Source organism: Dactylosporangium sp. NPDC048998 (assembly GCF_043197855.1).
In the GTDB taxonomy this organism is placed as follows: domain Bacteria; phylum Actinomycetota; class Actinomycetes; order Mycobacteriales; family Micromonosporaceae; genus Dactylosporangium.
On the sequence record NZ_JBICTV010000009.1, the window covers coordinates 25,496 to 51,164 of the forward strand.

Here is a 25,669-nt window from a genome sequence, read left to right on the forward strand (position 1 = left end):
CCGGGCGCGAGGTTGGCAGACTTTCGGCGGATCGTCCGCGAGAGCGGATACCTCCGCCGGCACAACATATATGCGGTGCCCCCGTGTGGCTGCGTTGCTACGCGCCCGGGAGCGCCAGAACTGGAGAACGTCCGCATGTTCGACAACGAGTCGGCGAGCGGCGACACCACCGGCGCCGAGCCGGTGGCTGTTGCCGCAGCCAGCGAAGCAGAGAGCACCACCCCCGTCCGGCGCACGCGCCGCCGGGCCACGAAGGCCGCCGCCGAGGCGCCCCCGGCCGAGGCTGCGGCCGCGCCGGAGGTCACCGCCGAGCCGGAGGCCGCCCCCCCGCCCACCACCACCCGCCGGAGGCGGAAGGCGACGGCGAGTGCCGAACCGGGCGAACCGGGCGAGTCTGGGCAGCAGGAGTTGCCGCTCGAGGAGCCGCCCGCCCCGGTCAAGGCCACCCGGACCCGCCGCAGCCGTGCGAAGGTCGTCGAGGAGCCGCCCGCCGAAGCGCCTCCCGTCGAGGAGCCGGTCGCCATCGAGCCCGCCGCGGAGGAACCGGCCGCCGAGGAGCTCACCGCGGAGGAGCGCGAGGAGGACGCCGACACGCCGGAGGAGCTCGAGCCGCTGGTCGTCGAGGGGCCGCCGGCCCGCCGGGGCCGCCGCGCCGCCCCCGTCCAGCTGCTGTTCATGCCGCCGAGCGAGCAGGTCGCGTCCACCCGGGCCGAGCGCGCGGAGCTCGCCGAGGAGGAGCTCGCCGAGGAGGAGCCGGCCGGCCGCGGCCGGCGACGGCGCCGCGGCCGTGCCGCCGCCGAGGAGGCCTTCACGGAGGCGCCGGTCGACGTGGCCGTCGAGGCCCCGGCCGAGACCGACGAGGCGGAGGCCGACGAGGAGGAGGACGACGAGGGCTTCGACGCCGCCGGCCGCCGTCGCCGCCGCCGGGGCCGCCGTGGCCGTGGCCGTGGCCGTGGCCCCGCCGGCGAGGAGCTGGACGAGGCGGAGGCCGACGGCGAGGCCGAGGCGGAGGCCGCCGACGAGGAGGCGGAGGCGTCCGCCGACGAGGACGGCGAGGACGACGGCGAGGGGCTGACCCGTCGCCGGCGCCGCCGCCGCCGGAAGGGCTCGGCCGACGCCGAGGCCGGCGACGACCCGCACGTGGTCGTGAAGATCCGCGAGCCGCGCACCGCCACCCGCGACCGCGACGAGGTGCAGGGCGTCTCCGGCTCGACCCGGCTGGAGGCCAAGCGCCAGCGTCGCCGGGACGGCCGCGAGCAGCGCCGCACGCGCCCGCCGATCCTGAGCGAGTCGGAGTTCCTGGCCCGCCGCGAGGCCGTCGACCGCACGATGGTCATCCGGCAGAAGAACGACCGCACCCAGATCGCCGTGCTCGAGGACAAGGTGCTCGTGGAGCACTACGTGACCCGGGCGTCGTCGAGCTCGATGGTCGGCAACGTCTACCTCGGCCGGGTGCAGAACGTGCTGCCCAGCATGGAGGCGGCGTTCGTCGACATCGGCCGGGGCCGCAACGCGGTGCTCTACGCCGGCGAGGTCAACTGGGACGCCACCGGCTTGGAGGGGCGCACCCGCACCATCGAGCAGGCGCTGAAGTCCGGTGACTCCGTGCTCGTGCAGGTCACCAAGGACCCGATCGGCACCAAGGGCGCCCGCCTGACCAGCCACATCGCGCTGTCCGGGCGGCACCTGGTGTACGTGCCGCACGGCAACGCCTCCGGCATCAGCCGCAAGCTGTCCGACGTCGAGCGCAAGCGCCTGCGCGACGTGCTCAAAAACCTGGTCCCCGACGGCGCCGGCGTGATCGTGCGCACCGCGGCCGAGGGCGCCTCCGAGGACGACCTGGCGCGCGACGTCAAGCGCCTGCAGGCGCAGTGGGAGGCCATCCAGGAGAAGTCCTCCAGCAGCAGCGCCCCGGCGCTGCTCTACGAGGAGCCCGAGCTGGTCGTCCGGGTCGTCCGCGACCTGTTCAACGAGGACTTCCGCGACCTGGTCATCCAGGGCGGCGACGCCTACGACTCGGTCGAGCCCTACCTGTCGCACGTCTCGCCGGACCTCGTCGACCGGGTGCACCGCTACACCGGCACCAGCGACGTCTTCGCCGACCTGCGCATCGACGAGCAGCTGATCAAGGCGCTCGACCGGCGGGTGTTCCTGCCCTCCGGCGGCAGCCTGGTCATCGACCGCACCGAGGCGATGACCGTGATCGACGTCAACACCGGCAAGTACACCGGCGCCGGCGGCAACCTCGAGGAGACGGTCACCCGCAACAACCTCGAGGCGGCCGAGGAGATCGTCCACCAGCTGCGCCTGCGCGACCTCGGCGGCATCATTGTGATCGACTTCATCGACATGGTGCTCGAGTCCAACCGCGAGCTGGTGCTGCGCCGGCTGACCGAGTGCCTGGGCCGGGACCGGACCAAGCACCAGGTAACCGAGATCACGTCGCTCGGCCTGGTGCAGATGACCCGCAAGCGGGTCGGCCAGGGCCTGCTCGAGGCGTTCAGCGAGACCTGCGAGGTCTGCAAGGGTCGCGGCCTGATCATCCACACCGAGCCGATCCCGGAGAAGCGCGGTGGCGGCAGTGCCGGTAGTGGCGCCGGTGGACAGAGCCATGCCGTGGCGAAGGTCGCCTCGGCCACCGCCTCGCCCGGCGTCACCACCGGCGTCGAGGAGGCCGACGCGCCCGCTCCGCGCAGCCGGCGGCGTGGCCGCCGCGGCGCCACCGCGGTGGTCGAGGAGGCCCCTGCGGAGGAGGAGAGCGCCAGCGGGGCCTTCGAGGCCCCGCACGTGGTCGAGGACGTCCAGGAGGAGGCGGAGTTCACGCCGATCGCCTCCGAGGACGACCCTGACAACGTCGAGGACGACGAGGACGAGTCCGCGGGCAACGGCGCCCGGCGCCGGACCCGCCGGGGTGGCGTCCGCCGCCGGACCCGCCCCTGATTTGGGGAGTACGCCGGCCATGGCGTACGCTCTCTAAAGCGCACTTTCGTGCGCAGGGTCTTTTGCGTGCCTCTGCCCGGGATTTTCTGGCGGAGGCACTAGCCCGAACCAGCCCGCCAGTAGCTACGACAGGAGTCCGCGTCCCATGTACGCGATCGTCAAGACCGGCGGCAAGCAGTACAAGGTCGCCGAGGGCGATGTGATCGAGGTCGAGAAGCTCGCGGGCGAGCCGGGCGATGCGCTGACGCTCTCCGCTGTCCTGCTTGTCGACGGCGAGGATCTCATCACCGATGCGGCCGCGCTTGCCAGCGCCGCGGTGACCGCTGAGGTCGTCGCGCACACCAAGGGTCCGAAGATCCGGATCCACAAGTTCAAGAACAAGACCGGCTACCACAAGCGCCAGGGTCACCGTCAGCCGCTGACCCAGGTGAAGGTCACCGGCATCTCCACCGGGAAGTAGGGCAAGCGCGATGGCACACAAAAAGGGTGCGTCCAGCTCGCGGAACGGGCGCGACTCCGCCGCCCAGCGGCTCGGCGTGAAGCGGTTCGGCGGCCAGCTGGTCAACGCCGGCGAGATCATCATCCGCCAGCGCGGCACCAAGTTCCACCCGGGCGACCTCGTCGGCCGCGGTGGCGACGACACGCTGTTCGCGCTCGCCGCCGGTCACGTGACCTTCGGCACCAAGCGTGGCCGCAAGACGGTCAGCATCACGCCGGCCTAGGGCTGGTCCTGGGTCTGATTTCGTTCGTACACGCGGCGGGCAGGGGGCATACCAGCCTCCGGCCCGCCGTTGCTGTGTTTGCTGTGTAGTTGCCTGAAGGGGAGTTCGCGGTGACCTCGTTCGTTGACCGGGCCGTCCTGCACGTGAAGGCCGGCGACGGCGGTCACGGTTGCGTGTCGATCCATCGGGAGAAGTTCAAGCCGTTCGGCGGGCCGGACGGCGGTGACGGCGGCCACGGCGGCAGCGTCACGCTGATCGTCGACCCCGGCGTCCACACGCTGCTGGACTTCCACTTCCACCCGCACCAGAAGGCTCGCAATGGCAACGGCGGGGCCGGCAACCACCGCGACGGCGCCAACGGCGAGACGCTCGCGCTGCGCGTGCCCGACGGCACCGTCGTGCAGACCGTCGACGGCGAGGTCCTCGCCGACCTGGTCGGCGGCGGCACCCAGTTCGAGCTGGCCCGCGGCGGCCGCGGCGGGCGGGGTAACGCCTCCCTGGCCAGCACCCGCCGCAAGGCGCCCGGCTTCGCCGAGTTCGGCGAGCCCGGCGAGGAGCTCCACGTGGTGCTCGAGCTCAAGAGCGTCGCCGACGTGGGCCTGGTCGGCTTCCCGTCGGCCGGCAAGTCGTCGCTGATCGCGGCCATCTCGGCGGCCCGGCCGAAGATCGCCGACTACCCGTTCACCACCCTGGTGCCCAACCTGGGCGTCGTGCAGGCCGGCGACGACACGTTCACCGTCGCCGACGTGCCCGGGCTCATCCCCGGCGCCGCCACCGGCAAGGGCCTGGGCCTGGAGTTCCTCCGGCACATCGAGCGCACCGCGGTGCTCGTGCACGTCGTCGACACGGCCGCGCTGGAGACCGAGCGCGACCCGCTCTCCGACATCGACGCCATCGAGGCGGAGCTCGCCGCGTACGGCGGGCTGGAGGACCGGCCCCGGCTCGTCGTGCTCAACAAGATCGACGTGCCGGACGGCCGGGATCTCGCCGACATCGTGCGCCCCGAGCTGGAGGCGCGCGGCTACGCGGTGCAGCAGGTCAGCGCGGTCAGTCACGAGGGCCTGCGCGAGCTCGTCTTCGCCCTGTCCGAGCTGGTCAAGCAGCACCGGCTGGCCGCGCCGCCGCCGGAGCGCACCCGGATCGTCCTGCGCCCGGCCGCGGTCGACGACAGCGGGTTCACCATCGAGCGCGACGCCGAGGGCGTGTACGTGGTGCGCGGTGGCGCGCCGGAGCGCTGGGTGCGCCAGACGAACTTCGACAACGACGAGGCCGTCGGTTACCTTGCCGACCGCCTCGCCCGGCTCGGCGTCGAGGCGGCGCTGAAGAAGGCCGGCGCACAGCCCGGCGATCCGGTACGAATTGGCGTTCGTGAATTCGATTGGCAGCCGAACCTGTTCGTCGAGGAGGAGTTCGTCCCCGGCAACCGGGGCACCGACTACCGCCTGGAGGGGCCGGCCAAGCGCATCGGCGCGGCCGAGCGCAAGGCCATGCGCGCCGCCCGCCGCCGGCCTTACGAGGAGCTGGAAGTTTCGCCCGCGAGTGACGACGAGGACGAGGATTTTTAACCCGTCGCGCAACGCGATTTGCCCGTCAAGTGAAACACCGGGGAAATCGAGGGTGCGTACCGTCGTTCCATGTTGATCGAGCAACGTCCATCGGGCGACTCGGAGGTGATCGCGCTCGTCGTCGACCAGCAGGTCGAACTGCGGGCGCGCGACGGTGGCCGGGAGGGCCACGTGTACGCGGTGGACCCGGCCGCCCGCTATCTGGTCGCGGTCGTCGGCGGGGACGCCGTGGCGTGCGGCGCGCTGCTCGCGATCGACATCGACACCGCCGAGGTGACCCGGCTGTACGTCCGCCCGGCGTACCGGGGCTGCGGCCTGGCCCGCCGGATGCTCGCCGCGCTCGAGGACCTCGCCGCGTCGCGCGGCCACCGGGTGCTGCGCCTGGAGGCGGGCGTCACCGCGCCGGAGGCCATCTCGCTCTTCCTCGCCGCCGGCTACCGGCCGATCCCGCGTTTCGGGCGATACGTGAAGTACGAGGCGAGCCGGTGCTTCGAGAAGCGCTTCGACGACGCCGGGCGGGAGGTGCGGATGGTCCGCCGCGCCGCCGCCGACCCGGCCGTCGAGGAGCTGGTCGCGCTCGCCGCCGACGAGGCCGCGAACCGGTACGGCAGCGCCGACGCCCGGCGGTTCCCGGTCGACCCGAGGGCCAGGTTCGTGCTCGCGACCGTGGACGGCGTCGGCGCCGGCTGCGGGGCGATCCAGCCGTTGGACGACCAGACCGTCGAGGTCAAGCGCATGTACGTGCGGCAGGCGTACCGTGGCAACGGCATCGCGCGGCGCGTGCTGGCGGCGCTGGAGGACCTCGCCGCGGGCTCGCACTACCCGGTGATCCGGCTGGAGACCGGCGCCCGCCAGACCGAGTCCATCCGATTGTACGAATCTGCCGGTTATCGACCGATTCCGCCGTATGGGCCGTACGTACACAGCCCGCTCAGCCTGTGCTATGAAAAACTTGTGATTGCTCCCGAGCCCATCGCGTCTGAGCTCGCCTGAGGCTAGTGTCTGGTCGGTGGGCATCCTCGAGCGGCTGACCCGACCGGCCCGTTCACCACGGGAGCGCTTCGCCGACCAGGTGCTGGCCGAGCTGCGCAGACTCGGATTCACCGACGCCGAATTCCGCCCGACCCAGTTCGCCATCGTGTGCGAATACGGCCAGGACGCGTACAGCACACTCTTCCTGTCGAAGGCCTTCACGCAGTATCAGCGGAGCCAGCGAAGTCCCAGCGACCGCAAACAGTTCGTACGGGAGTTCGTGGCGCACAGCCTCGCCCCGCCCGCCCAGCCGGCGACGTTCGCCGAGGCGCTGCCCGACCTGCGCCTCGCCTTGCGCCACGCCGCCCGGGGCACCCGCACGCTGCGCCGGCCGGCGCTGCCGCACCTCGACGAGGTCGTCCTCGCCGGCGAGGTGCCCCTGGACATCGACAGCCCGGCGCGGTGGGGGGTGAGCGCGGAGGAGATCTTCTCCGCGGCCCATCACCGGACGCTGGCCCGCGCGGAGCTGCCCGCCTCGGCGGGATTCTTCGGGCCTTCGGTACTGCACGTGCCCGACTACGGCGGCGAGCAGCTGGTCTCGTGGGTCCTGCTCGACGGCTGGCTGGCCGAGCTCGACGAGCAGGTCGGCGGGCGGGCGGTCGCCTTCCTGCCCAGCACGCTGATGCTGCTCGTGTGCGCCGACGAGCCGCGCCTGGTCGAGCAGCTGTACGAGCTCGCCTCCGACGAGTACGCGCGCACCCCGCGGCCGCTGTCGCCGATGGCGTACACCACCGACGACGAGGGGCGGGTCGTGCCGTTCCTGCCCGAGCGCGGGCACCCCGCCTACCCGGCCGCGACCCGGGCCGCCCGCCGGCTCGCGGTCGACGTCGCCGAGCACCAGCGCCGGACGATGGGCGACCCGCGGCTGGCCGCGGCCACCCTCGCCGCCCGGCCGGACGGGTCGGCGTTCACGGCCGCCACCTGGGCGGTCGGTACGCCCACACTGCTGCCCGCCGTGGATCTGGTGGGCGTGTCCGTGCCGGGCGAGCGGGTGTTCCACGTGCCGTGGGCGCTGCTGGCCGAGGCCGATCTGGTGGTCGAGGAGATCGACTACCGGCCGACCCGCTTCAGCGTGACGCCGTCGCCGTCGCCGGCCTCGCTGGGCTACCTGCGGGAGCGCGCCGTCCGCTGGTGAGGCCCAGCGCGTGGCGGACCCGGCGGACCGTGGCGTCGGGGCGTTCGCGCGCCCGCTCCGCGCCCTCCTGCAGGGTCTGCTCGATGTCGGCGGGGGACAGTTCGCGGTACCGCCGCTGGATGGGCTCCAGCAGGGCGATGACGGCGTCCGCGGCTGTGGCCTTGAGCCCGCCGTACGTCGCATGACGCTCGGCGATGCGCTCGGCCTCGTCGCCGGTGCAGGCCGAGATCAGGTCGATGAGGTTGGACACACCCGGCTTGCGCTCCGGGTCGTAGGCGACCTCCGTCCCGCCGTCGGTCACCGCCCGCATGATCTTGCGGCGCAGCACGTCGGGCGGGTCGAGCAGAAACAGCACGCCGGCGGCCGAGGCGTTGGTCTTGCCCATCTTCGCCGTCGGGGTGGCGAGGTCGCCCAGGCGCGCGGCGACCGGCGGGTGCACCGCTCGGGGGACGGTGAACACCGGGCCGTAGCGCTCGTTGAACCGCAGCGCCAAGTCGCGGGTGAGCTCGACATGCTGGCGCTGGTCGCGGCCGACGGGCACCTCGGCGATGTCGTGCAGCAGGATGTCGGCGGCCATGAGCACCGGGTAGGTGAGTAGCGACAGCCGGGTACCGCTGCCGCCACCCTTCTCCTTGAACTGGATCATCCGGTGTACCTCGCCGTAGGTCGCGGAGCACTCCAGCAGGTAGTGCAGCTCGGCGTGGGCGGGGAGGTCCGACTGGCGGTACAGGATCGTCTGCCCGGGGTCGATCCCGGACGCCAGCAGCAGCCCGGCGACCTGCATGGACAGCTCCCGAAGCCGCTCCGGGTCGTGCGGCACGGTCAGGGCGTGCAGGTCGGCGATGAACGCGACCGTCGGGTGGGCGTGCTGCCCCTCGACGAGGGGGCGGATCGCGCCGACGTAGTTGCCGAGCTGCAGCGGGCCGGTCGGCTTGAACCCCGAGATCCGGCGGTTGGGCTGGGACATTCGACTCGTTCCTCCTGGTCTGGCTGGTCTGGCCGGCCGGCGGAGGTCCGAGCGATACACACACGAAGAGACCGCCCGGACCCGGGCGGCCTTGGTGATCTGTGGGGATGTCGCGGTGCGCGCGAAGTCTGGCCGCCCCTATGGGGCGCGCCAGCTGAACTGTCGGGCGATGCACTGCGACATGCATTCGAGGGTACACCGGTCTTCCCCGTTGCCAATGGTGTCGGCGACGGGTTCCCCGCTGGCCCCTCCCAAGCGGCGTTTTCTGGTGTTCGCTGTACCCGGGAAGGGACCGACGGGGGGAGGAACCTGTGCATCGGAACATCGACGAGGAACGGGCCTGGCTGCGGCTGGAGTGCCCGGTGTGCCGGGGCTGGCTCGGCGTGCCGGCGGACGTGCCGCGCGGGCTGCCGGCCGAGCGCGTGGCGCGGCGGATCGACGCGTTCACGCACCGGCACCGGGCGTGCGGGCGGGGGCTGTGATGCGGCTGCGCCAGTTCCGGCTGCTGATCGTGGGCGAGCCGGCCGAGTCCGCGGCGGACGCGCTGTTCGACCGGGCCGACGACGCGTGCGTGGAGGTGCTGCCGCCGTCCTACGCCCCGGGGGCGGCCGGCTCGCCGCCGGCCGCGGGCCGGGCTCCGCGCGCGTTCGACGGGCTGCTGGGCGGCCTCGCACCGGCGGGCCTCGGCGGGCGGGTCGCCTGGGTCGCGTTCGACCGGGTGGCGCCGACGCTGGTCGACGCGGTCGTGTCGGGGGTGCGTGATCTCGACGGGGCCGGGCTCGCCATCGCGGCGGCGATCGCCGACGATCCGCTCGTCACGCTGGAGACGATCGGCGAGCGGCTGGACCGGCCCGCGGGGGTGGTGCGGACCTGGGATCTGCCCGAGCCGGTGCATCCGCATCCGCGGCGGCCCGTGTACGACTGGACCGAGGTCGCGGAGCGGCTGGCGGCGCGGCGGGGCTGGACGCTGCCCGACGACGAGGCGACCATGGAGGCGGTGACGCTGACCCTGCGGGTGCGCGAGCTCCGGCCGCGGCTGGAGCGCACGGGGCCGCTGCGGGCGCTGCTCTGCTGAGGTCGGAGGAGTTCGGGCGGGCGTCAGGCGTCGAACTCGCCGTCCTTGGCGCCCGCCACGAACGCTTCCCATTCGTCCTGGGTGAACACCAGGATGGGGCTGTCCGGGTCGGTGCCGTTGCGCAGCCCGATCAGATCGTCGACGAACGCCACCTCGACGCGGCTGCCGTGACTGTCGCCGGGGGCCGATCGCCATACGGCACGCGATCCGTCGAACTCGCCTTTGGGGTGGGACAGCGTCATGTGCGTCACGCTACCGCCACCGCCCGGCGAAGGCGGCGTGCGGCGCGCCGATCGGGTGACGCACGGTGACCGCCGCGGCGGCGCCGGTGGCCGGGGGATGTGCCGGAGGTGACGAGCAGCACGACGCCGGATGACCGTCCTGATCATTACGATGCGGTGATGCGCGTGGGCATCATGGGCGGCACGTTCGACCCGATTCACCACGGACACCTCGTGGCGGCCAGCGAGGTGGCCGACCGGTTCGGCCTGGACGAGGTGGTCTTCGTCCCGACCGGGCAGCCCTGGCAGAAGAGCGAGGTCGCGGTCAGCCCGGCCGAGGACCGGTATCTGATGACCGTCATCGCCACCGCCTCCAACCCGCGGTTCACGGTCAGCCGGGTGGACATCGACCGCGGCGGGCCGACGTACACCGTGGACACGCTGCGGGACCTGCGGACCTATTACGGCGCCGACGCCGAGCTGTTCTTCATCACCGGCGCGGACGCGCTCGGCAAGATCCTGTCGTGGAAGGACGCCGCCGACCTCTTCGAGCTGGCGCACTTCGTGGGCGTGACGCGGCCCGGCTTCGAGCTCAACGCGGAGCACCTGCCGCCCGACCGGGTGAGCCTGGTGCAGGTCCCGGCGATGGCGATCTCGTCCACGAACTGCCGGCGGAGGGTCGAGGAGGGCAAGCCGGTGTGGTATCTGGTGCCGGACGGCGTTGTGCAGTACATCGCAAAGCGTGGTTTGTACCGAAAAGTCGGCAACAACTGAGCAGCAAAATGTCGTACCCGCGTGAGAGGCTGGAACGAGCCCGGCGAACCTGGCCGGGATAGTCCGACGAAGGGAGTCCGGTGCCCGCCACTGAGCGTGCCCGCGAGCTGGCGCTCACCGCTGCACAGGCGGCCGCCGACAAGAAGGCCGAAGACATCGTCATCCTCGACGTGGCCGACCAGCTGGTCATCACCGACGCGTTCCTGCTCGCCTCCGCGCCCAACGAGCGCCAGGTGCTCTCGATCGTGGACGCGATCGAGGAGCGCCTCGTCCAGCTGCCGGAGAAGGCCAAGCCGGTGCGCCGCGAGGGCGAGCGCGGCGGGCGGTGGGTGCTGCTGGACTATGTCGACATCGTCGTGCACGTCCAGCACACCGAGGAGCGGGAGTTCTACGCGCTTGATCGGCTGTGGAAGGACTGCCCGCAGATCGAGTTCGTCGACAGCGACCTGCCCGCGTCCGCATGACGCTGTGTCGCGCGTGTTCGTGCGGTCTGCCGGGGGTGGCGGCGTGACGCTGCTCATCCTCTGGCGGCACGGGCAGACGGAGTGGAACGCGGCGAGGCGGATTCAGGGGCAGACCGACACGCCCCTGTCCGCGGTCGGGGTCGAGCAGGCCCGGGAGAGCGCGCCGCGCGTGGCCGCCCTCGGGCCGACGGCGCTCGTCGCGAGCGACCTCACGCGGGCGGCCAGCACGGCGGCGGCGCTGGCCGACGTTTCGGGGCTGCCGGTGACGTACGATTCGCGGCTGCGCGAGCGGAGCTTCGGCGAGTGGGAGGGCCACACCCACGCCGAGGCGACGCAGCGCTGGCCGGAGTCGTTCGCCCGCTGGCGCCGCGGCGAGGAGGTCGGCGACGCCGGCGTCGAGGACATCGACGCGGTGGCGAAGCGGATGGTCGCGGCGCTGCAGGAGACGGTCGACGCGGCCGGCCCCGACGCGGTGATCGTGGCCGCGACGCACGGCGCGGCGGCCCGGTTCGCGACGGTCGCGCTGCTCGGCTGGCCGATGGACCTGGCACCGACGCTGGGGGCGCTGCATAACTGCCACGCCACCCACCTGCGCCACGATCCGGTACGCGGCTGGACGCTGCAGGCCCACAATTTGCCCTGATCGCCGTCCCGCCGCGGTTGTCGGCCCGTGTGCCGCGTCCCCGCGCGCCGGCGGTCCGCGGACGAGTGGCGCGGCGCCGCCCGGATCTTGGGCAGGGGCAGCGGAACCGCGGGCGGGGCGCTAGCGTCAAAGGGTCATGAGACTTCGGTTCGTCGCGTTGATCGTGCTCGCCGGGATCGGGCTGGGCGGGCTGGCCGGCTGCGGCTCGGCCGGTTCCTCGGAGCCGGCCGCCGCCCCACCCCCGTCCGTCATCCCGCCGTCCTCCGCCGGGGCGTCGGTCAAGCCCGACGACTCGGCGCCGTCCGGGTCGGCCGTGACCCTCCGCGGCACGATCAAGAATGGCGTCGAGCCCGGCTGCGTGCTGCTCGCCACCGACTCCAAGACGTATCTGCTCGTCGGGGGTGATCGGGCGGCGATGAAGAGCGGGGCGCAGGTGACCGTGTATGGGACGCCGCAGCCCGACCTGATGACCACCTGCCAGCAGGGCACCCCCTTCCAGGTGACCAAGGTCGAGAGCTGAGGGTGAGCCGGCGCTGAGACGGCGCGGCTCTGGGGGGCCGGGACGGGCCGGGATCGGCTACGGTGCGGTCATGACCGGTCCACGCCCCGCCGTCTCCGTGGTCACCGACTCGACCGCGTATCTGCCGCCGCTGCCCGCCGCCGAGTCCGGCGGGCGGCTCACCGTCGTGCCGCTCGCCGTGGTCGTCAACGGCGTTCCCGGCCTGGAGACCGTCGACGTCGACTCCGCCACGGTCGCCGAGGCGTTGAACGCCCGGCGGGTCGCCGTGACCACGTCCAGGCCGTCCCCCGAGGCGTTTTCCCAGGTGTACCGCGGACTGCTCGACTCCGGCGCGGACGCCGTGCTGTCGGTTCACCTGTCGGCGCGGCTCTCGGGGACGTACGACGCCGCCGTGCTCGCCGCCGCGGAGTTCGACGGCAAGGTCGAGGTCATCGACACGGAGTCGACCGGGATGGGGCTCGGCTTCCCGGCGCTGGCCGCCGCGGATGCCGCCGCGGCCGGCGGGACGCTCGCCGAGGTCCGGAAGGCGGCGGTGGACGCGGCGACGCGTACCACCACCCTCTTCTATGTCGACACGCTCGAGTTCCTCCGCCGGGGCGGCCGGATCGGCGCGGCGGCGGCGCTGCTGGGCACCGCGCTGTCGGTGAAGCCGATCCTGCACACCACCGGGCAGGGCGTGGTGGTGCGGGAAAAGGTCCGTACCGCGAGCCGCGCGCTCGCCCGGCTCGTCGACATCGCCGTCGAGGCCGCCGGCGACACGGACGTGGACATCGCGGTGCACCACCTCGCCGCCCCGGACCGCGCCGACGCGCTGCTGACCACGCTCAAGGAGCGGCTGGGCGAGCGGCTGCGCGGGGCATACCTGACGGAGGTCGGCGCGGTGGTCGGCGCCCACGTCGGGCCGGGCATGGTCGCCGTGGTGGTCCACCGGGTCGCATAACAGATCAACCGCCGTTTCGGGGCTTATCCACAAGCGGTCGGTTATCCACAGATTCGGCGTCCGGGTCGAGCGAGACACCCCGCGTCCGGCCTAACCTGCCGGGTCATGTGGCGCACAGACGACTACGACGACGGCTCGACGGCTGCGACCCGCCTGGCTCGCGTGACAGCTCTGCCGCCGGACGAATCTGATATTTCGGAAATATCGGATTCGAGGCTGGAGGGTGCGGCGGCCGGCATGCCGGAGAGGTCGCCGAGTGCGGCGGCCGGCTTGCGGGAGAGGTCGCCGAGTGCGGCCGCGACCGGACCCTGGGAATGGCCAGAGGACGCGGAGGCGGCCTATCCGTGGGATCGGACGTTCCGCCGCCGGCGAAGACCGGCCGCGGACGAGATGGGCGATGACCAGCGGCGGGCGCAGGAATGGCAGGCCGCCGAGCTCGGAATGGGCGCTGAGCATCGGCGGGCGCGGGAATGGCAGGGCGTCGAGGTCGGGGCCGACGGGCAGGGCGAGCGTTCGGGCTTCGAGGAGGCGTTGGAGCCGGCGCGGCGGCCGGTCTTCGGGGCGCCCGATCCTGGCCGGCCGTCGGTGTTCGCGGCGTTCGATCCCGGGCGGCGCGGGGTGCGGGTCCTGCTCGTGGTGGCCGGGCTGGTGGTGTGCATCTCGGCCGGGGTCGTGTGGTGGTCGCGGCCGCGGGTAACCCCGGCGCCGCAGGTCAGCTCGGGGTCGCCGGCCGCCGCGGCGTCCAGCGCGCCCGCGATGCTCGTCGTTTCCGTCACCGGGCGGGTGAACCGGCCGGGGCTGGTGCGGCTGCCCGCCGGCTCGCGGGTGGCGGACGCGATCGAGGCGGCCGGCGGGGTCGTGCCGGGCGTCGATCTCACCGGGGTCAATCTCGCCCGCAAGGTCGTCGATGGCGAGATGATCGCGATCGGGGTGACGCCGCCGCCGGCCGCGGCGGGTGGCGGGAGCGCCGGCGGCGCGGGCGGCGCGGGGCTGGTCAACGTCAACACCGCGACCGTGACGGAGCTGCAGACGCTGCCGGGCATCGGGGAGGTGCTCGCGCAGCGGATCGTCGAGTTCCGCGACCGGCACGGCGGGTTTCGGGCGGTGACCGACCTGCGGCAGGTCGAGGGGATCGGGGACGCGAAGTTCCGGCAGCTCAAGGACCGTGTGACGGTATGAGCGCGGACATGCGGCTCGCCGGGGCGGCGCTGGGCTGCTGGTTCGCGGCGATCGCGGCGCTCTTCGTGCCGGCCGGGGCCGGCTGGGCGATCGCGGGGGTCGCCCTGCTCGCGGCCGTGGCCTGGCCCGCGGCGACGACCCGCGCCGGGCGTCGCCGCGCACCCGTCCCCGCGCCGCGACGGGTCTCGGTGGACGGGCGGCGTTCCGGGCCGAGTGCCGCGCTGGGGCGGGGTTCGGCGGTTGGGCGGGGCATCCGCGGTACCAGATGGATTGTCGCGGCGGTCGCGGCCGGGGTGGCGTGCGGGGCGGCGGCCACCGCGGCGCGGGTCGCGGAGCGTGACGCGGAACCGCTGCGCGGGCTCGCCGCGCGGCACGCGACGGTGCGGGTGGGGCTGCGGATCACCGACGACCCGCGGCTCGGGCGGGCGCGCGCCGGGCGGGACGCCACCGTCGTCGTGCCGGCCCGGCTGGAGTGGGTGTCGACCGGGGACGGCACGCGGATCGCGGTCTCCGCGCGGGTGCTCGTGCTCGCCGGCGACCGCGGGTGGCTCGGGCTGCTGCCGGGGCAGGCGGCCGAGGCCGACGGGCGGCTGGCGCCGGCGGACGGCGGGGACCTGCGCGCCGCGCTCGTCTCGGTTCCCGGCGCGCCCGCGCTCGCCGGGGGCGCGCCCCTCGTGCAGCGGGCCGCCGGGGTGCTGCGGGCCGGGTTGCAGCGGGCCTGCCGGGGGCTACCGGCCGAGCCGGGCGGCCTGCTGCCCGGGCTCGTGGTCGGCGACACCAGCCGGCTCGATCCAGCGGTGGCGGACGACTTCAAGGCGACCGGGCTGACCCATTTGACGGCCGTATCCGGGGCCAACCTGGCAATCGTCGTGGGGCTGGTGCTCGCGGTCGTGCGGTGGTGCCGGGCCGGGCCACGGGTCGCCGCCGTGGTGTGCGTGCTGGCGCTGGCCGGGTTCGTGGTGCTGGTACGGCCGTCGCCAAGCGTGCTGCGCGCGGCGGCGATGGGCGGGCTCGCGCTCGTCGCGCTGGCGCTCGGGCGGCCGCGGGCCGCGGTGCCGTCGCTCGCGGCCGGGGTGTTCGCGCTCGTCGTCGTCGATCCGGAGCTGGCGGTGGACGCCGGGTTCGCGCTGTCGGTGCTGGCCACCGGCGGGCTGGTGCTGATCGCGCCCCAGTGGACCGAGGCGCTGCGGGCGCGGGGCTGGCCGCGGGTGGCCGCCGAGGCGCTCGCCGTCCCGGCCGCGGCGCAGGCCGCGTGCGCGCCGGTCATCGCGGGGATCTCGGCGAGCGTCAGCCTGACCGCCGTCCCGGCCAACCTGCTCGTGGCGCCCGCGGTCGCGCCGGCCACGATCGTGGGCATTTTCGCCGCGGTACTGTCGCCGCTCGCCCCGTCCGCCGCCGCCTTCTCGGCCTGGCTCGCCTCGTGGCCGGCCCGCTGGCTGGTGTTCGTCGCCCATCGCGGTGCGGACGTGCCGGCCGGGCTGCTGCCGTGGCCCGGCGGGGCCGGGGGCGGGCTGTTGCTGGGCGCGCTGGTCGCCGTGATGCTGTTCGCGGCCCGGCGGCCGGCGGTGCGGCGGTGGGCGCTCGTCACGGCCGTCGCCGCCGTGCTCGGCGCGGTGCCGGTGCGCCTGCTCGCCGCGGGCTGGCCGCCGCCGGGGTGGCTGGTCGTGGCCTGCGACGTAGGGCAGGGCGACGCGCTCGCCGTGGCGGCCGGGCCGGGCGCGGCCGTGGTCGTCGACGCCGGGCCGGACCCGGACGCGGTGGACGGGTGCCTGCGGAGACTCGGCGTGCGGCGCGTACCGCTGCTCGTGCTCAGCCACTTCCACGCCGACCACATCGGCGGCCTCGACGGGGTGCTGCGCGGGCGGCGGGTGGACGCCCTGCTCGCGCCGGACTTCGCCGAGCCCGCGGCCGGCCGGGCCGCCGTGCTCGGGCGGGGTCTGCCCGCGGTGGCCGGGCCGGCCGGCGCGGTGCTGGACGTCGGCCCGGTCCGCATCGCGGTCCTCGGCCCGGTCCGGCCCGTGACCGGCACGCGATCGGATCCGAACAACAACTCGCTGGTGCTGGCCGTGGCCACGGGCGGCTTCCGGCTGCTGCTCACCGGCGACGCGGAGACCGAGGAGCAGCTCAGCCTGCGCGCCGCGGACGATCCGGGGCTGCTGCGGGCGGACATTCTGAAGGTCGCGCATCACGGTTCGGCGTACCAGGACGAGGGGTTCCTGGAGGCCGTGGCGCCCCGGATCGCGCTGGTCAGCGTGGGAGTCGGCAACGACTACGGGCATCCCAGCCCCGTGCTGCTGGCCCGGCTCGCGCGGGGCGGGGCGCAGGTGCTGCGCACCGACCTGCAGGGCGATCTGGCCGTGGTGCGCGACGGCGGTGGTCGCCTGGCGGTCGCGGTCCGCAAGGCGTGACACGATGGCTGGCGTGTCGAATCTTCCCCGCCTTCGCCTGGTGATCGGTGACGAGGAGCTGCTCATCGCCCGCGCCGTCGCCGAGACCGTCGCCGCCGCCCGAGCCGACGACCCGGACACCGAGGTGCGCCAGCGGCCCGGCGGCGAGCTCGTCGCGGGGGAGCTGGCCGAGATGCTCAGCCCCTCGCTGTTCGGCGGGCGGCGGGTGCTTGTCGTGCACGACGGCCAGGACGCGAAGAAGGACGTGTCGGCGGCGCTGGTCGCCTACGCGGGGGATCCCGAGGACGACGTCGTGCTCGTGGTCACGCACGCCGGCGGGGCCAAGGGCAAGGCGCTGGCCGACGGTCTCAAGTCCGCCGGCGCCGACGTCGTCGCGGCCGCGAAGATCACCAAGCACCGCGAACGGGTCGACTTCGTGCGCAACGAGATCCGGCGGCAGGGCGGCAAGATCGGCGAGGACGCGGCCGAGGCGCTGCTCGCGGCCGTCGGCAACGACCTGCGGGAGATCGTCGCGGCCTGCTCGCAGCTCATGGCCGATACCGGTGGCCGGATCGACGCGAAGACCGTCGCGCAGTACTACAAGGGCCGCGCCGAGGTCTCCGGCTTCACGGTCGCCGACGCGGTGATGGTCGGCGACGTGGCCGGCGCGCTGGAGGCGCTGCGGTGGGCCCTGCACGTCGGCGTCGACCCGGTGCCGATCGCCGACGCCATCGCCGACGGGGTCCGCACCGTCGCCCGCGTCGCCGCCGCCGGGAAGGGCAGCGCATACCAACTCGCCGGAAGTTTGGGAATGCCTCCGTGGAAGGTCGAACGCGCGCAGCGCCAAGCCCGTGGCTGGACGGCCGAGGCGCTCGTTGATGCCATGCGGGCGGCTGCGGAGTGCAATGCCGCCGTGAAGGGTGGATCGGATGACCGCGGTTATGCACTCGAACGGGCGGTGTTCGCGGTGGTCGCTGCGCGCGGTGGAGGAATAGGACGATGACGAGCGCGCGGCCCGCGATCTGGCGGCGCAGGGTGAGGCGTACCGCGCGGCGGAGAGCCATAACGTGGCGCCGTCCTACGGTTACGGCGATTACGCCGACGGTCACGGGGCCGCCTCACGACCGGTCGGCACGCGGAGCGGCAGTGGCGGTCGGACGAGGACCTGGCCCGCCAGCGTACGGCATCAACCAGGGCCGCTTCGCCTGACGAGGCCGGACACGGCTTCGATCCGCCGCCTGCCCGCGGGTTCGGCGCGCTGTGACCTTGGAACCTCGGCCTCGCCGGGATCTTCCAAGGTCACTTTTATGACAACGGGCGCCCACGCACGGCAGAAGCTCTGCCGCACAGCGAAAGCGCCGCCCCACCGGGGGTGGGCGGCGCTTTTCGCGGGTGCAGAAGCGCTGGCGGTGAAACCGTCAGGCGGAGGTCAGCGCGCTCAGCTTCTTGGTGATCGCCGACTTGCGGTTGGCGGCCTGGTTCTTGTGAATGACGCCCTTGCTGGCGGCCTTGTCCAGCTTGCGGGACGCGTCACGAAGCAGCGCGGTGGCCGTCTCGGTGTCACCGGAGGCGCTCGCCTCGTGGAACTTGCGGATGGCCGTCTTCAGCGACGACTTGACCGACTTGTTGCGCAGGCGGCGCTTCTCGTTCTGCCGGTTGCGCTTGATCTGGGACTTGATGTTCGCCACGCGACAGCCTCGTCTTGATAGCTCGGGTTGGATTTCCTTGGCGCATGGAACAACGACGCGTCACCGTGCGCGATGAATCAGGCTACCAGGTCCCCCTCGGCCAGCCAAAACGGGGCTCTAGAGGGCGCTTCCCTTGACGTACTGGTCCCAGGGGAGCTCCCAGTCGGTCCAGCCGTCGCCGTACTTCACGCGCTCCTCGGTCCCCTTCACGATGACCGGGTCGCCGATGTGCGTGACGCCATAGAGCCACTGGGCCAGCTCCAGCGAGATGTTCACGCAGCCGTGCGAGACGTTGCGCTTGCCCTGGTCGGCGACGGACCACGGGGCGGCGTGGATGTACTGGCCGCTCCAGGTGATGCGCTGCGGGAACTGCACCTTCGTGCGGTAGCCGTCGGGAGAGTCCACCGGCACGCCGTAGGTGGAGGAGTCGAACCACTCCCACTCGTTCTTGACCATCACGATGAAGTTGCCGCTGTCGGACGGGTTGCTCGGCTTGCCCAGGCTCACCGGCATGGTCTTGAGCAGCACGCCGTCCTCGGTCACGGTCATCTTCTTGGTGGCGTTGTCGACCTCCATGATGAGCCGCTTGCCGACGGTGGCATCGACGGTGAGGTCCTTCTCGCCGTACGTCTCCTTGCCGGATTGCCCGCCGAACGAAACACCCCCGAGCGCCGCGCGCAGGGTCAGCTTCGTGCCCGCCTGCCAGTACTCCTTCGGGCGGTAGTGGATCTCCTTGGAGCTGAACCAGTTCCAGACGCCCTCCTGCGGCGGGTCGGAGGACATGAAGAGCCGCCGCTGTACCTCGGCCCGCTTGTCCTTCGGGATGTCCACCCCGAACGACAGGATCATCGGCATGCCCACGCCGACGACCTGGTTGTCGCCGACCTGGCTGGTCACCCGGGTCACGTTCGCGGGCTTGGCCATGGTGGTGAACTTCACGCTGCTGGTGGCGCCGCCCGCGGTGACGGTGGCGGTGTAGTCGGTACCCCATTTGAGCTGTTTGTCGGGAATCCACCGAACACTGTTCGCCGCGGAGGACGGCGAAGCGGCGGACGAGGCAGGGGACGAAGGGGTGCTGGAGGACCCGGGCGCGGGAGCAGCGGGAGCGCCGGTGATCGTCGCGCCGGAGTCGTCCTTCAGCGTCACCGTCGCCGACGACGGGGCCGAGAAGACGAGGTCGAGCGCGGTCGGGACGTCCTTGGCCCCGTCCGACGGCGACGTGATGCGTACCGCGGAGGAGGGGGCTTTCGAGCCGTCGCCGCCGGGGCTCTTCCACGCCGTGTCGGAGCCGGAGCACGCGCTGAGCGCCAGCCCGCTGACCAGGAGTAATGTCATCCATCGAACGCGCATGCATCCAGCTTGCCCGACGGCGGCAAAGACACAACTCAGGGGCGGTGCGCGGGGAGACGCACCACAAACGTGGTGCCGGGCTTGTCGCCGTGGTCGGTGACGGTGATCGTGCCGCCGTGCCGCTCCACGACCGTGCGGCTGATTGCCAGGCCGAGGCCGGTGCCGGGCACGCCCTGGTTGCGGATGTTCGAGCCGCGGAAGAAGCGCTCGAAGAGCCGGGACCGCTCCTCCTCGGGAATGCCCACGCCGGTGTCGACCACCCGCAGCGCCACGCCGGCCGCGTCGCTGTCGAGGCGGATCTCCACCCGGCCGCCGGCCGGGGTGAACTTGACGGCGTTGGTGACCAGGTGGTCGACGACCTTGCGCAGCCGGCGCAGGTCGCCGGAGACGGGCGCGGCACCGCCGGGCAGCCGGACGCAGACGTCGAGGTCCTTCTCCCGGGCCGCCCGCGCGTTGGCGTCGGCGACCTCGCGCACCACGGCGGCGAAGTCGAGCGGACGCTCGACCATCGTCACGTAGCCGCTCTCCAGGCCGGCCAGGTCGAGCAGGTCGTCGATGATCGCGCGCAGGTTCTCCGCGTTGCGGGCGACGACGGCCAGGAACTGGCTGCGGGTGGTCTCGTCGTCGTGGTCGTGCAGCAGCAGCTCGGTGTACGACGAGATGGACGTCAGCGGCGTGCGCAGCTCGTGGCCGACCAGCGCGATGAACTCGTCCTTGGTGCGGGCCAGCTGCTCGGCGAGGTCCTCGGCGCGGCGGCGCTCCAGGAACTGCCCGACGTGCGCGGCGATGCCGGACAGCAGCGCGATGAGGGACTGCTCGGGCTGCTCGGCGGCGTCGCCGAAGAAGCTCAGCGTGCCGGTCACCCCGGTGCCGTCGCGGATCGGCACGGCCAGGCCGACCCGCAGCCCGTGCTCGGCCAGCGACGGCACGTTGAGCCGGCTGCCGACCGTGGAGATGTCCGGCACCCAGGTCGGCTGCCCGGTCTCCCAGGCCACGCCGGAGACGCCCTTGCCCGGGGCGAGCAGGTCGGGCGGCGGGATCTCGTATCCCGGCTCGGTCCACATCGCCGCGTTGCGCAGCACGTTGCCGACCCGGTCGACCAGCCACAACTCGGCGTGCGGCCAGTGCAGCGTGCGGGCCACGGTCTCGAGCAGCTCCGGGCCGGCCTCCTCGATCGTGGCCGCGTTCTCCAGGATGCGCGACACGGCGAGCTCGCACTCGAGCAGCCGCCGCGCCCGGCGTCGCTCGGTGACCTCGTGCAGGGCCGCGACCGCGCCCAGCCGGGCGCCGTCGGCGTCGCGGATCGGCTGGGCGTTGACCGTGAACGAGCGGCGCGGGCGGTCCGGCAGGTGGATGACGACCTCGGCGTCGCGGATGTGCTCGCCGTGGAACGCGCGCCTCAGTGGCATCTCCTCGCCGAGGATCGTGCCGCCGCCGGGCGCGCCGCGCTCCCCGGTCCACGCCTCGGCGGTCGAGAAGTTCGCGTCGTGGCCGGTGATCTCGCGCATGGCCCGGTTGAACAGGATCAGCCGGCCGCGCTCGTCGCAGGCGACCACGCCCGCGTCGAGGTTGTCCAGCAGGGCGCTGAGGAAGTGCCGCTCGCGGGCGAGCTGCCGCTCGGCGATGACCCGCTCGCTGATGTCGTAGATGAAGGCGTGGGCGTGCCGGCCCAGCGGGCCGTCGACGACGTTGAGCGTCAACTCGACGGGGAACTCGGTGCCGGAGCGGTGCACGGCGTACAGCTGCAACCGCTGGCCGATCAGGCGCGGCAGGCCGCCGCGGGCCAGCCGGGACAGCCCGGCGCGGTGCGCGGCGTGGAACCGCTCGGGGATGATCAGCTCGTGCACGTGCTGGCCGATCGCCTCCTCGGCGGACCAGCCGAAGGTGCGCTCGGCGGCCCGGTTCCAGCGGGTGATCTCGCCGGTCAGCTCGATCGCGACGAACGCCTCCAGCGCGCTCTCCAGCACCGCGTCGGTCTCGGCCGCGGCCAGCGCGATGTCCTCGCGGGACGTCTCGGCGGCGAGCAGGACCTCCAGCAGGCCCGCGCACTCGGCGATCGCGGCGATGTCGTCGTCGGTCCAGTGCCGCGGCACCGAGTCGGTGACGCAGACCGCGCCCAGCGTGTGGCCGCCGGCGTCGTGGACGGGCTGGCCGAGGTACGCCGTGATGTTCCGGCTGTGCACCACGCCGAGGTCGCGCAGCACCGGGTCCTCGCGGGCGTCGCGGACGACCAGCGGGCTGTCCTCGCTGACCACGAACTGGCAGAACGAGCTCGTCGCCGGCTCGGCGCCCACCCGGTCGAGGTCCTGTGGCAGGCCGTGCCGGCCGACGACGTGCAGGCGCTCGTCGTCGACGAGGGTGAGCAGGCCGACGGGGGCGACCACCGAGCGCGCGGCGAGCCGGACCAGGCCGTCGACCGGGGCCGACGAGGAGGTCAGCAGCAGGCGCGCGCGGCGCAGGGCCCGAAGCCGCTCCGGGTGCGTGAGCACACCCGTATCGAGTTGCGGCATAACACCCCCAACCCGCAAGCACGTGATACCGATCGTACCCGTGAAATGGTGCAAACCGCGGCTAAAGCCGCAGCTGGGTAGCGCGCGCGAGCGTCGACTCGGGCGATTCGCCCGCGGTGAGATCGATGTCCTCGACCAGGCGCCCGTCGGCGAGGCGGATCATCCGGTCGCAGCGCGCCGCGATGTGCTGCTCGTGAGTGGCCAGCAGGACCGTCATGCCGCGCTCCTCGCGCAGCTCCAGCAGCAGGTCGAGGATCTGCCCGCCGTTGGCCGAGTCGAGGTTGCCGGTCGGCTCGTCGGCCAGCAGCAGCCGCGGCGCGCCGATGAGGGCCCGGGCGATCGCGATCCGCTGCTGCTGGCCGCCGGAGAGCTGGGCCGGCAGCGCGCGCTCCCGGCCGGCCAGCCCGACCGCGTCGAGCAGCTCGCGGGCCCGCGCCCGCTTGTCGAAGCCGACCTTGAACGGCAGCACCGGCGCGATGACGTTGTCCAGGGCGGTCAGCGCGGGCAACAGGTGGTACCGCTGGAAGACGAACCCGACCGTGCGCCGGTACTCGCTCAGCCGGCGCCGCCGCAGCGCGGTCACCTCGACCCCGTCGACGACGATGGAGCCCGCGTCGGCGGACTCGATCGCCCCGACGAGGTGCAGCAGCGTCGATTTGCCCGAGCCGCTCGGCCCGGTGACCGCGGTGAAGCTGCCCGCGGCGACGGACAGGGAGAGCTCGTCGGCGGCGACGATGTCCTGCTCCCCGGTGTGGAACCGCTTTGTGAGCGCCTCGACGGACAGCGCGGCCCCGGTGGTTTCGGGCATGGTCACTCCTCGGCGAGTAGGCGGGCGGTGGGCAGGCGCTGCAGCAGCAGCGCGGGGACGAGCGCGGCGGCGGTGGCCACGGCCGCGCCGGCGGCGAGCGCGGCGATCGCGGTCCACACCAGGCCGGTGGTCACCGCGCCGACCAGCCAGGCGGCGCCGGCGAGGCCGAGGCCCGCACCGAGCAGACCGCCGAGCACGCCGATGCCGAAGCCCTCGGCGGCGACCAGGCGGCCCAGCGCGCCCGCCGTCCAGCCGGTCGCGCGCAGCGTGGCCAGCTCGGCGGAGCGGTCGCGGATGTTGAGGTAGAGCACGTCGGCGACGGCGAGGGCGCCCAACAGTACCGTCGCCGAGACCGCGATCGTGTCGACGGAGCGGACCTGCAGGGACACGGCGTCGCCGAGCAGCGTGCCGACGATCGCGCCGTGGAAGGCGAAGGTGACCGCGCCGAGCAGCGTGGCGGCGGTGATCCCGATGGCCAGCGCGGCCGCGCCGAGCAGCGTGCGGCCCGGCACCCGCAGCAGGTTGCGCAGGCCGAGCCCGAGCGGGCCGCGCGGCCGTCCGGCCCGGCGCGGTCGCAACGCCACCGGCCGCAGCCCCCGCGCCGGACGTGCCCGCGACGCGGCCACCGCGGGCGGCAGGCCGGCCAGGACCGCGAGAGCCAGCGCCATCGGTACCGCGAGCAGCGCCCGCCCCCACGGCACGCGCACGTCGAGCAGGGCCCCGAGCGGCGCCGCGAGCAGCATCGTCCCCGCCCCGGCGAGCAGCCCGATCGCGGCGACCTCGCCGATCACGGCGGCGAACACCCGGCGGGCGGGCCAGCCCAGCGCCGCGAGGGTGGCGAGCTCGGTGCGCCGGTCACGGACCCCGGCGGCGACCGCGTTGGCCAGGAAGAGGGCGCAGACCACGAGTACCAGGGTGAAGAGGACCACGCTCTTGCGGTCGACGGCGCTGACGATGGCCGCCGCCACCCCCTTGCGCGTCCAGAGCTCCGACAGCCGCAGTGCGGGCCGCCCGTGCGCGCCGGCCGCGATGTCCACGGCCTGCGGGGCGGGGGAGGAGCCGTACGTGATGTCGACGTCGAGCCCGGTCTCGGCGGCGATGCGCTCGGCGACGACCCGCACCCGCTCCCGCGACGCGGCCGTGAACCCGCTGACCCCGGCGACCCGCACCCGGACCGCGGAGATCGGCGCCTCCTGCTCGCTGGTCATGTGCTCCTGGCCCAGCAGCTCGTCGAGCGCGGAGAGGGTGGTCAGCAGCGTCGGCGGCGTGGACAGGTACCCGGCCGAGCCGTCCGGGCGCAGCGGCTGCCCGCCGAGCAGGTCGCGGCTGCGCTGGTCGTCGCCGGGCGCCTCGGGCGGCTGGTACGTCTCCATCGGCACCTTGCTGAGCGGGTCAAAGGCGGCGATCCGGCTCGGGTCGTAGGTGCCCACGATCTCGGAGACGCCGAGCTGATGCGCCTGGCTGATGGTGCGGAACGCGGTGTCGTCGATCTGCCAGGGCAGGATGATCCCGTGCATGTCGGGGGTGCGCCACGCCTCCGGATCGGCCTCGACGGTGGCGGCGGCCAGCGAGCCGTCGGGGTTCTCGTGGTAGTCGACCCCGCCGACCCGCATGAACGGGTAGAAGTACTGGCCGGGGCCGACCCGAGACGGGTCGGCCTGCAGCGACCTGGTGTCCAGCACCGGCCCGGTCAGCGCTTCGAGGGCGTCCAGCGCGTCGCGGGGCGCGTTGCCGGGCGGCGGGGCGCTCAGCCCGAAGCGGCTCATGCCGATGCGCAGGCTGTTGTCCGGGTAGGGCTGCTTGACCGCGATCACCGGCAGCAGCGGGTCTCTGAACTCCTTGCCGACCTTGTCCGCGGCGTTCAGGTACCGGCCGTCGACGATCGCCCGGTCCAGCCCCACGAGCCGCGCCTCGGCCTGCGGATCGACGGCGGCGAGCAGCATCGGCACCTCCCAGTACAGGGAGACCGTCATCCGGTCGCGCGTTCCGGCGCTCGCGCCGCGGCCGAAGCCGTCCTGCTCGAAGCGCCCGTCCGGGGTCAGCCGGTAGATCCGCAGGTCGGTGCTCTGCACGTCGGTGATCAGATCGGACAGGACGGCCTCGGTGAGCCAGTTGCAGACCGGCGCGCCGTCCTCGAGCACGCTGATCGCGCCGCTGCACAGCTGCTCGCCGGGGAGTACCTCCCCGCCGCTGAACTGCGCCCTCTTCGACCCGTATCCGTCCAGGATCGGCCAGGAGACCTGGTGCTTGGTGAGGTACACGAAGAATGGCCGGCCCTTGGCCACGCTCAGCCCGCGGTCGGCGAGGAACGTCCGGTCGATGCGGATCACCTGCCGGTCCAGCGAGCGGTCGACGAGGTCGGTGATGTCGACGGTGGTGTGCGCGATGGCGTTGGCGTAGCCGACCATCGCGATCGGCGCGGCGACGTCGACGCCGGCGAGGCCGGAGATGCGTGCGACCTGCGCGGGGGTGATCCCGCCGTAGATCCCGCTGAGCGAGTTGGGGCTCACCTTCTGCCGGTCGGTCTCCAGCTGCGTGCGGGCGCCCTTGGGGCGGACCAGCACCTGGTAGGCGGCCGTGGCCGTGCGGTCGACCTCGCCGGTGACCTCCAGCCGCGCCGTGTCGGTGGCGCCGGTCAGCACGGTGAAGCCGGTGGTTGCGGTGAGCACGCCGAGCAGGAGCGCCACCGACCTCGCCGCGCGCCCCCGGAGGTGTGCCCAGATGAATGGGATCACCCGCCTACTCTGTC

23 protein-coding genes are annotated in these 25,669 nt (G+C 73.4%); 16 read left to right on the forward strand and 7 right to left on the reverse strand.

Features of this window, described 5'->3' with window-relative positions:
* Nucleotides 1-135: 135 nt before the first annotated feature.
* The 6 genes from ACGFI8_RS21860 (at nt 136) to ACGFI8_RS21885 (ending at nt 7,394) form a co-directional block, all read left to right on the forward strand.
* Nucleotides 136-2,940, forward strand: a complete 2,805-nt coding sequence (locus tag ACGFI8_RS21860) for an Rne/Rng family ribonuclease (protein ID WP_392807399.1) — start codon at nt 136-138, stop codon at nt 2,938-2,940.
* Between the two features lie 145 nt (nt 2,941-3,085).
* Complete coding sequence (rplU, locus tag ACGFI8_RS21865) at nt 3,086-3,400, forward strand: 50S ribosomal protein L21 (protein ID WP_392807400.1); 315 nt, start codon at nt 3,086-3,088, stop codon at nt 3,398-3,400.
* Nucleotides 3,401-3,410: 10 nt separating this feature from the next.
* On the forward strand, nt 3,411-3,662 hold the full coding sequence (gene rpmA / locus ACGFI8_RS21870; protein ID WP_392807402.1) for a 50S ribosomal protein L27: 252 nt from the start codon (nt 3,411-3,413) through the stop codon (nt 3,660-3,662).
* A 110-nt stretch (nt 3,663-3,772) separates the two neighbouring features.
* On the forward strand, nt 3,773-5,227 hold the full coding sequence (gene obgE, locus ACGFI8_RS21875; protein WP_392807403.1) for a GTPase ObgE: 1,455 nt from the start codon (nt 3,773-3,775) through the stop codon (nt 5,225-5,227).
* Nucleotides 5,228-5,296: 69 nt separating this feature from the next.
* On the forward strand, nt 5,297-6,220 hold the full coding sequence (locus ACGFI8_RS21880) for a GNAT family N-acetyltransferase (protein WP_392807405.1): 924 nt from the start codon (nt 5,297-5,299) through the stop codon (nt 6,218-6,220).
* A gap of 16 nt (nt 6,221-6,236) precedes the next feature.
* Nucleotides 6,237-7,394, forward strand: coding sequence for a hypothetical protein (locus tag ACGFI8_RS21885; protein ID WP_392807407.1), 1,158 nt, complete (start codon nt 6,237-6,239; stop codon nt 7,392-7,394).
* Here the strand turns inward: ACGFI8_RS21885 and trpS are convergent.
* Nucleotides 7,327-8,361, reverse strand: a complete 1,035-nt coding sequence (gene trpS, locus ACGFI8_RS21890; protein ID WP_392807408.1) for a tryptophan--tRNA ligase — start codon at nt 8,359-8,361, stop codon at nt 7,327-7,329. The genes ACGFI8_RS21885 and trpS overlap by 68 nt on opposite strands.
* 311 nt (nt 8,362-8,672) lie before the next feature.
* On the opposite strand from trpS, the gene ACGFI8_RS21895 reads away from it, so the two are divergent.
* Complete coding sequence (locus ACGFI8_RS21895; protein WP_366230108.1) at nt 8,673-8,843, forward strand: hypothetical protein; 171 nt, start codon at nt 8,673-8,675, stop codon at nt 8,841-8,843.
* The gene (locus ACGFI8_RS21900) at nt 8,843-9,436 is read left to right on the forward strand and encodes a hypothetical protein (RefSeq protein WP_392807411.1); all 594 of its coding nucleotides are present in this window, start codon (nt 8,843-8,845) and stop codon (nt 9,434-9,436) included. Before ACGFI8_RS21895 ends, ACGFI8_RS21900 begins: the two co-directional genes overlap by 1 nt.
* Nucleotides 9,437-9,459: 23 nt before the next feature.
* Here ACGFI8_RS21900 and ACGFI8_RS21905 read toward each other — a convergent pair whose 3' ends face one another.
* Nucleotides 9,460-9,678 carry a DUF397 domain-containing protein gene (locus ACGFI8_RS21905; protein WP_392807413.1) on the reverse strand — a complete coding sequence of 73 codons (219 nt, stop codon included), beginning with the start codon at nt 9,676-9,678 and terminating at the stop codon, nt 9,460-9,462.
* 159 nt (nt 9,679-9,837) lie between these two features.
* Between ACGFI8_RS21905 and nadD the strand changes: the two genes are divergently transcribed.
* The 8 genes from nadD to holA all read left to right on the forward strand — a co-directional run bounded on the left by nadD (nt 9,838) and on the right by holA (nt 17,567).
* The gene (nadD, locus tag ACGFI8_RS21910; RefSeq protein ID WP_392807414.1) at nt 9,838-10,431 is read left to right on the forward strand and encodes a nicotinate-nucleotide adenylyltransferase; all 594 of its coding nucleotides are present in this window, start codon (nt 9,838-9,840) and stop codon (nt 10,429-10,431) included.
* 80 nt (nt 10,432-10,511) lie between these two features.
* Complete coding sequence (gene rsfS, locus ACGFI8_RS21915; RefSeq protein ID WP_392807416.1) at nt 10,512-10,895, forward strand: ribosome silencing factor; 384 nt, start codon at nt 10,512-10,514, stop codon at nt 10,893-10,895.
* A 43-nt stretch (nt 10,896-10,938) separates the two neighbouring features.
* Complete coding sequence (locus tag ACGFI8_RS21920) at nt 10,939-11,538, forward strand: histidine phosphatase family protein (RefSeq protein ID WP_392807417.1); 600 nt, start codon at nt 10,939-10,941, stop codon at nt 11,536-11,538.
* 136 nt (nt 11,539-11,674) lie between these two features.
* The gene (locus ACGFI8_RS21925) at nt 11,675-12,058 is read left to right on the forward strand and encodes a hypothetical protein (RefSeq protein ID WP_392807418.1); all 384 of its coding nucleotides are present in this window, start codon (nt 11,675-11,677) and stop codon (nt 12,056-12,058) included.
* Nucleotides 12,059-12,128: 70 nt separating this feature from the next.
* Entirely contained in the window at nt 12,129-12,998 is an 870-nt protein-coding gene (locus ACGFI8_RS21930) for a DegV family protein (RefSeq protein ID WP_392807420.1), read from the forward strand.
* A 390-nt stretch (nt 12,999-13,388) separates the two neighbouring features.
* Nucleotides 13,389-14,177, forward strand: a complete 789-nt coding sequence (locus ACGFI8_RS21935; RefSeq protein ID WP_392807421.1) for a helix-hairpin-helix domain-containing protein — start codon at nt 13,389-13,391, stop codon at nt 14,175-14,177.
* Nucleotides 14,174-16,585 (forward strand): ComEC/Rec2 family competence protein, encoded by a 2,412-nt coding sequence (locus ACGFI8_RS21940; protein WP_392807423.1) that lies wholly within the window; start codon nt 14,174-14,176, stop codon nt 16,583-16,585. The genes ACGFI8_RS21935 and ACGFI8_RS21940 overlap by 4 nt, the downstream gene beginning before the upstream one ends.
* 4 nt (nt 16,586-16,589) lie before the next feature.
* Nucleotides 16,590-17,567, forward strand: a complete 978-nt coding sequence (gene holA / locus ACGFI8_RS21945; RefSeq protein WP_392807425.1) for a DNA polymerase III subunit delta — start codon at nt 16,590-16,592, stop codon at nt 17,565-17,567.
* Between the two features lie 415 nt (nt 17,568-17,982).
* Here the strand turns inward: holA and rpsT are convergent, their stop codons facing one another.
* The 5 genes from rpsT to ACGFI8_RS21970 all read right to left on the reverse strand — a co-directional run bounded on the left by rpsT (nt 17,983) and on the right by ACGFI8_RS21970 (nt 25,655).
* Nucleotides 17,983-18,252 carry a 30S ribosomal protein S20 gene (gene rpsT, locus ACGFI8_RS21950; protein WP_392807427.1) on the reverse strand — a complete coding sequence of 90 codons (270 nt, stop codon included), beginning with the start codon at nt 18,250-18,252 and terminating at the stop codon, nt 17,983-17,985.
* A 117-nt stretch (nt 18,253-18,369) separates the two neighbouring features.
* Nucleotides 18,370-19,587 (reverse strand): Ig-like domain-containing protein, encoded by a 1,218-nt coding sequence (locus ACGFI8_RS21955; RefSeq protein ID WP_392807429.1) that lies wholly within the window; start codon nt 19,585-19,587, stop codon nt 18,370-18,372.
* Between the two features lie 50 nt (nt 19,588-19,637).
* A complete protein-coding gene (locus tag ACGFI8_RS21960) occupies nt 19,638-22,112 on the reverse strand; it encodes an ATP-binding protein (protein WP_392807431.1) in 2,475 nt (824 codons plus the stop codon).
* Nucleotides 22,113-22,173: 61 nt separating this feature from the next.
* Nucleotides 22,174-22,920 (reverse strand): ABC transporter ATP-binding protein, encoded by a 747-nt coding sequence (locus ACGFI8_RS21965; RefSeq protein WP_392807433.1) that lies wholly within the window; start codon nt 22,918-22,920, stop codon nt 22,174-22,176.
* A gap of 2 nt (nt 22,921-22,922) precedes the next feature.
* Nucleotides 22,923-25,655 (reverse strand): FtsX-like permease family protein, encoded by a 2,733-nt coding sequence (locus tag ACGFI8_RS21970; RefSeq protein ID WP_392807434.1) that lies wholly within the window; start codon nt 25,653-25,655, stop codon nt 22,923-22,925.
* Nucleotides 25,656-25,669 lie beyond the last annotated feature (14 nt).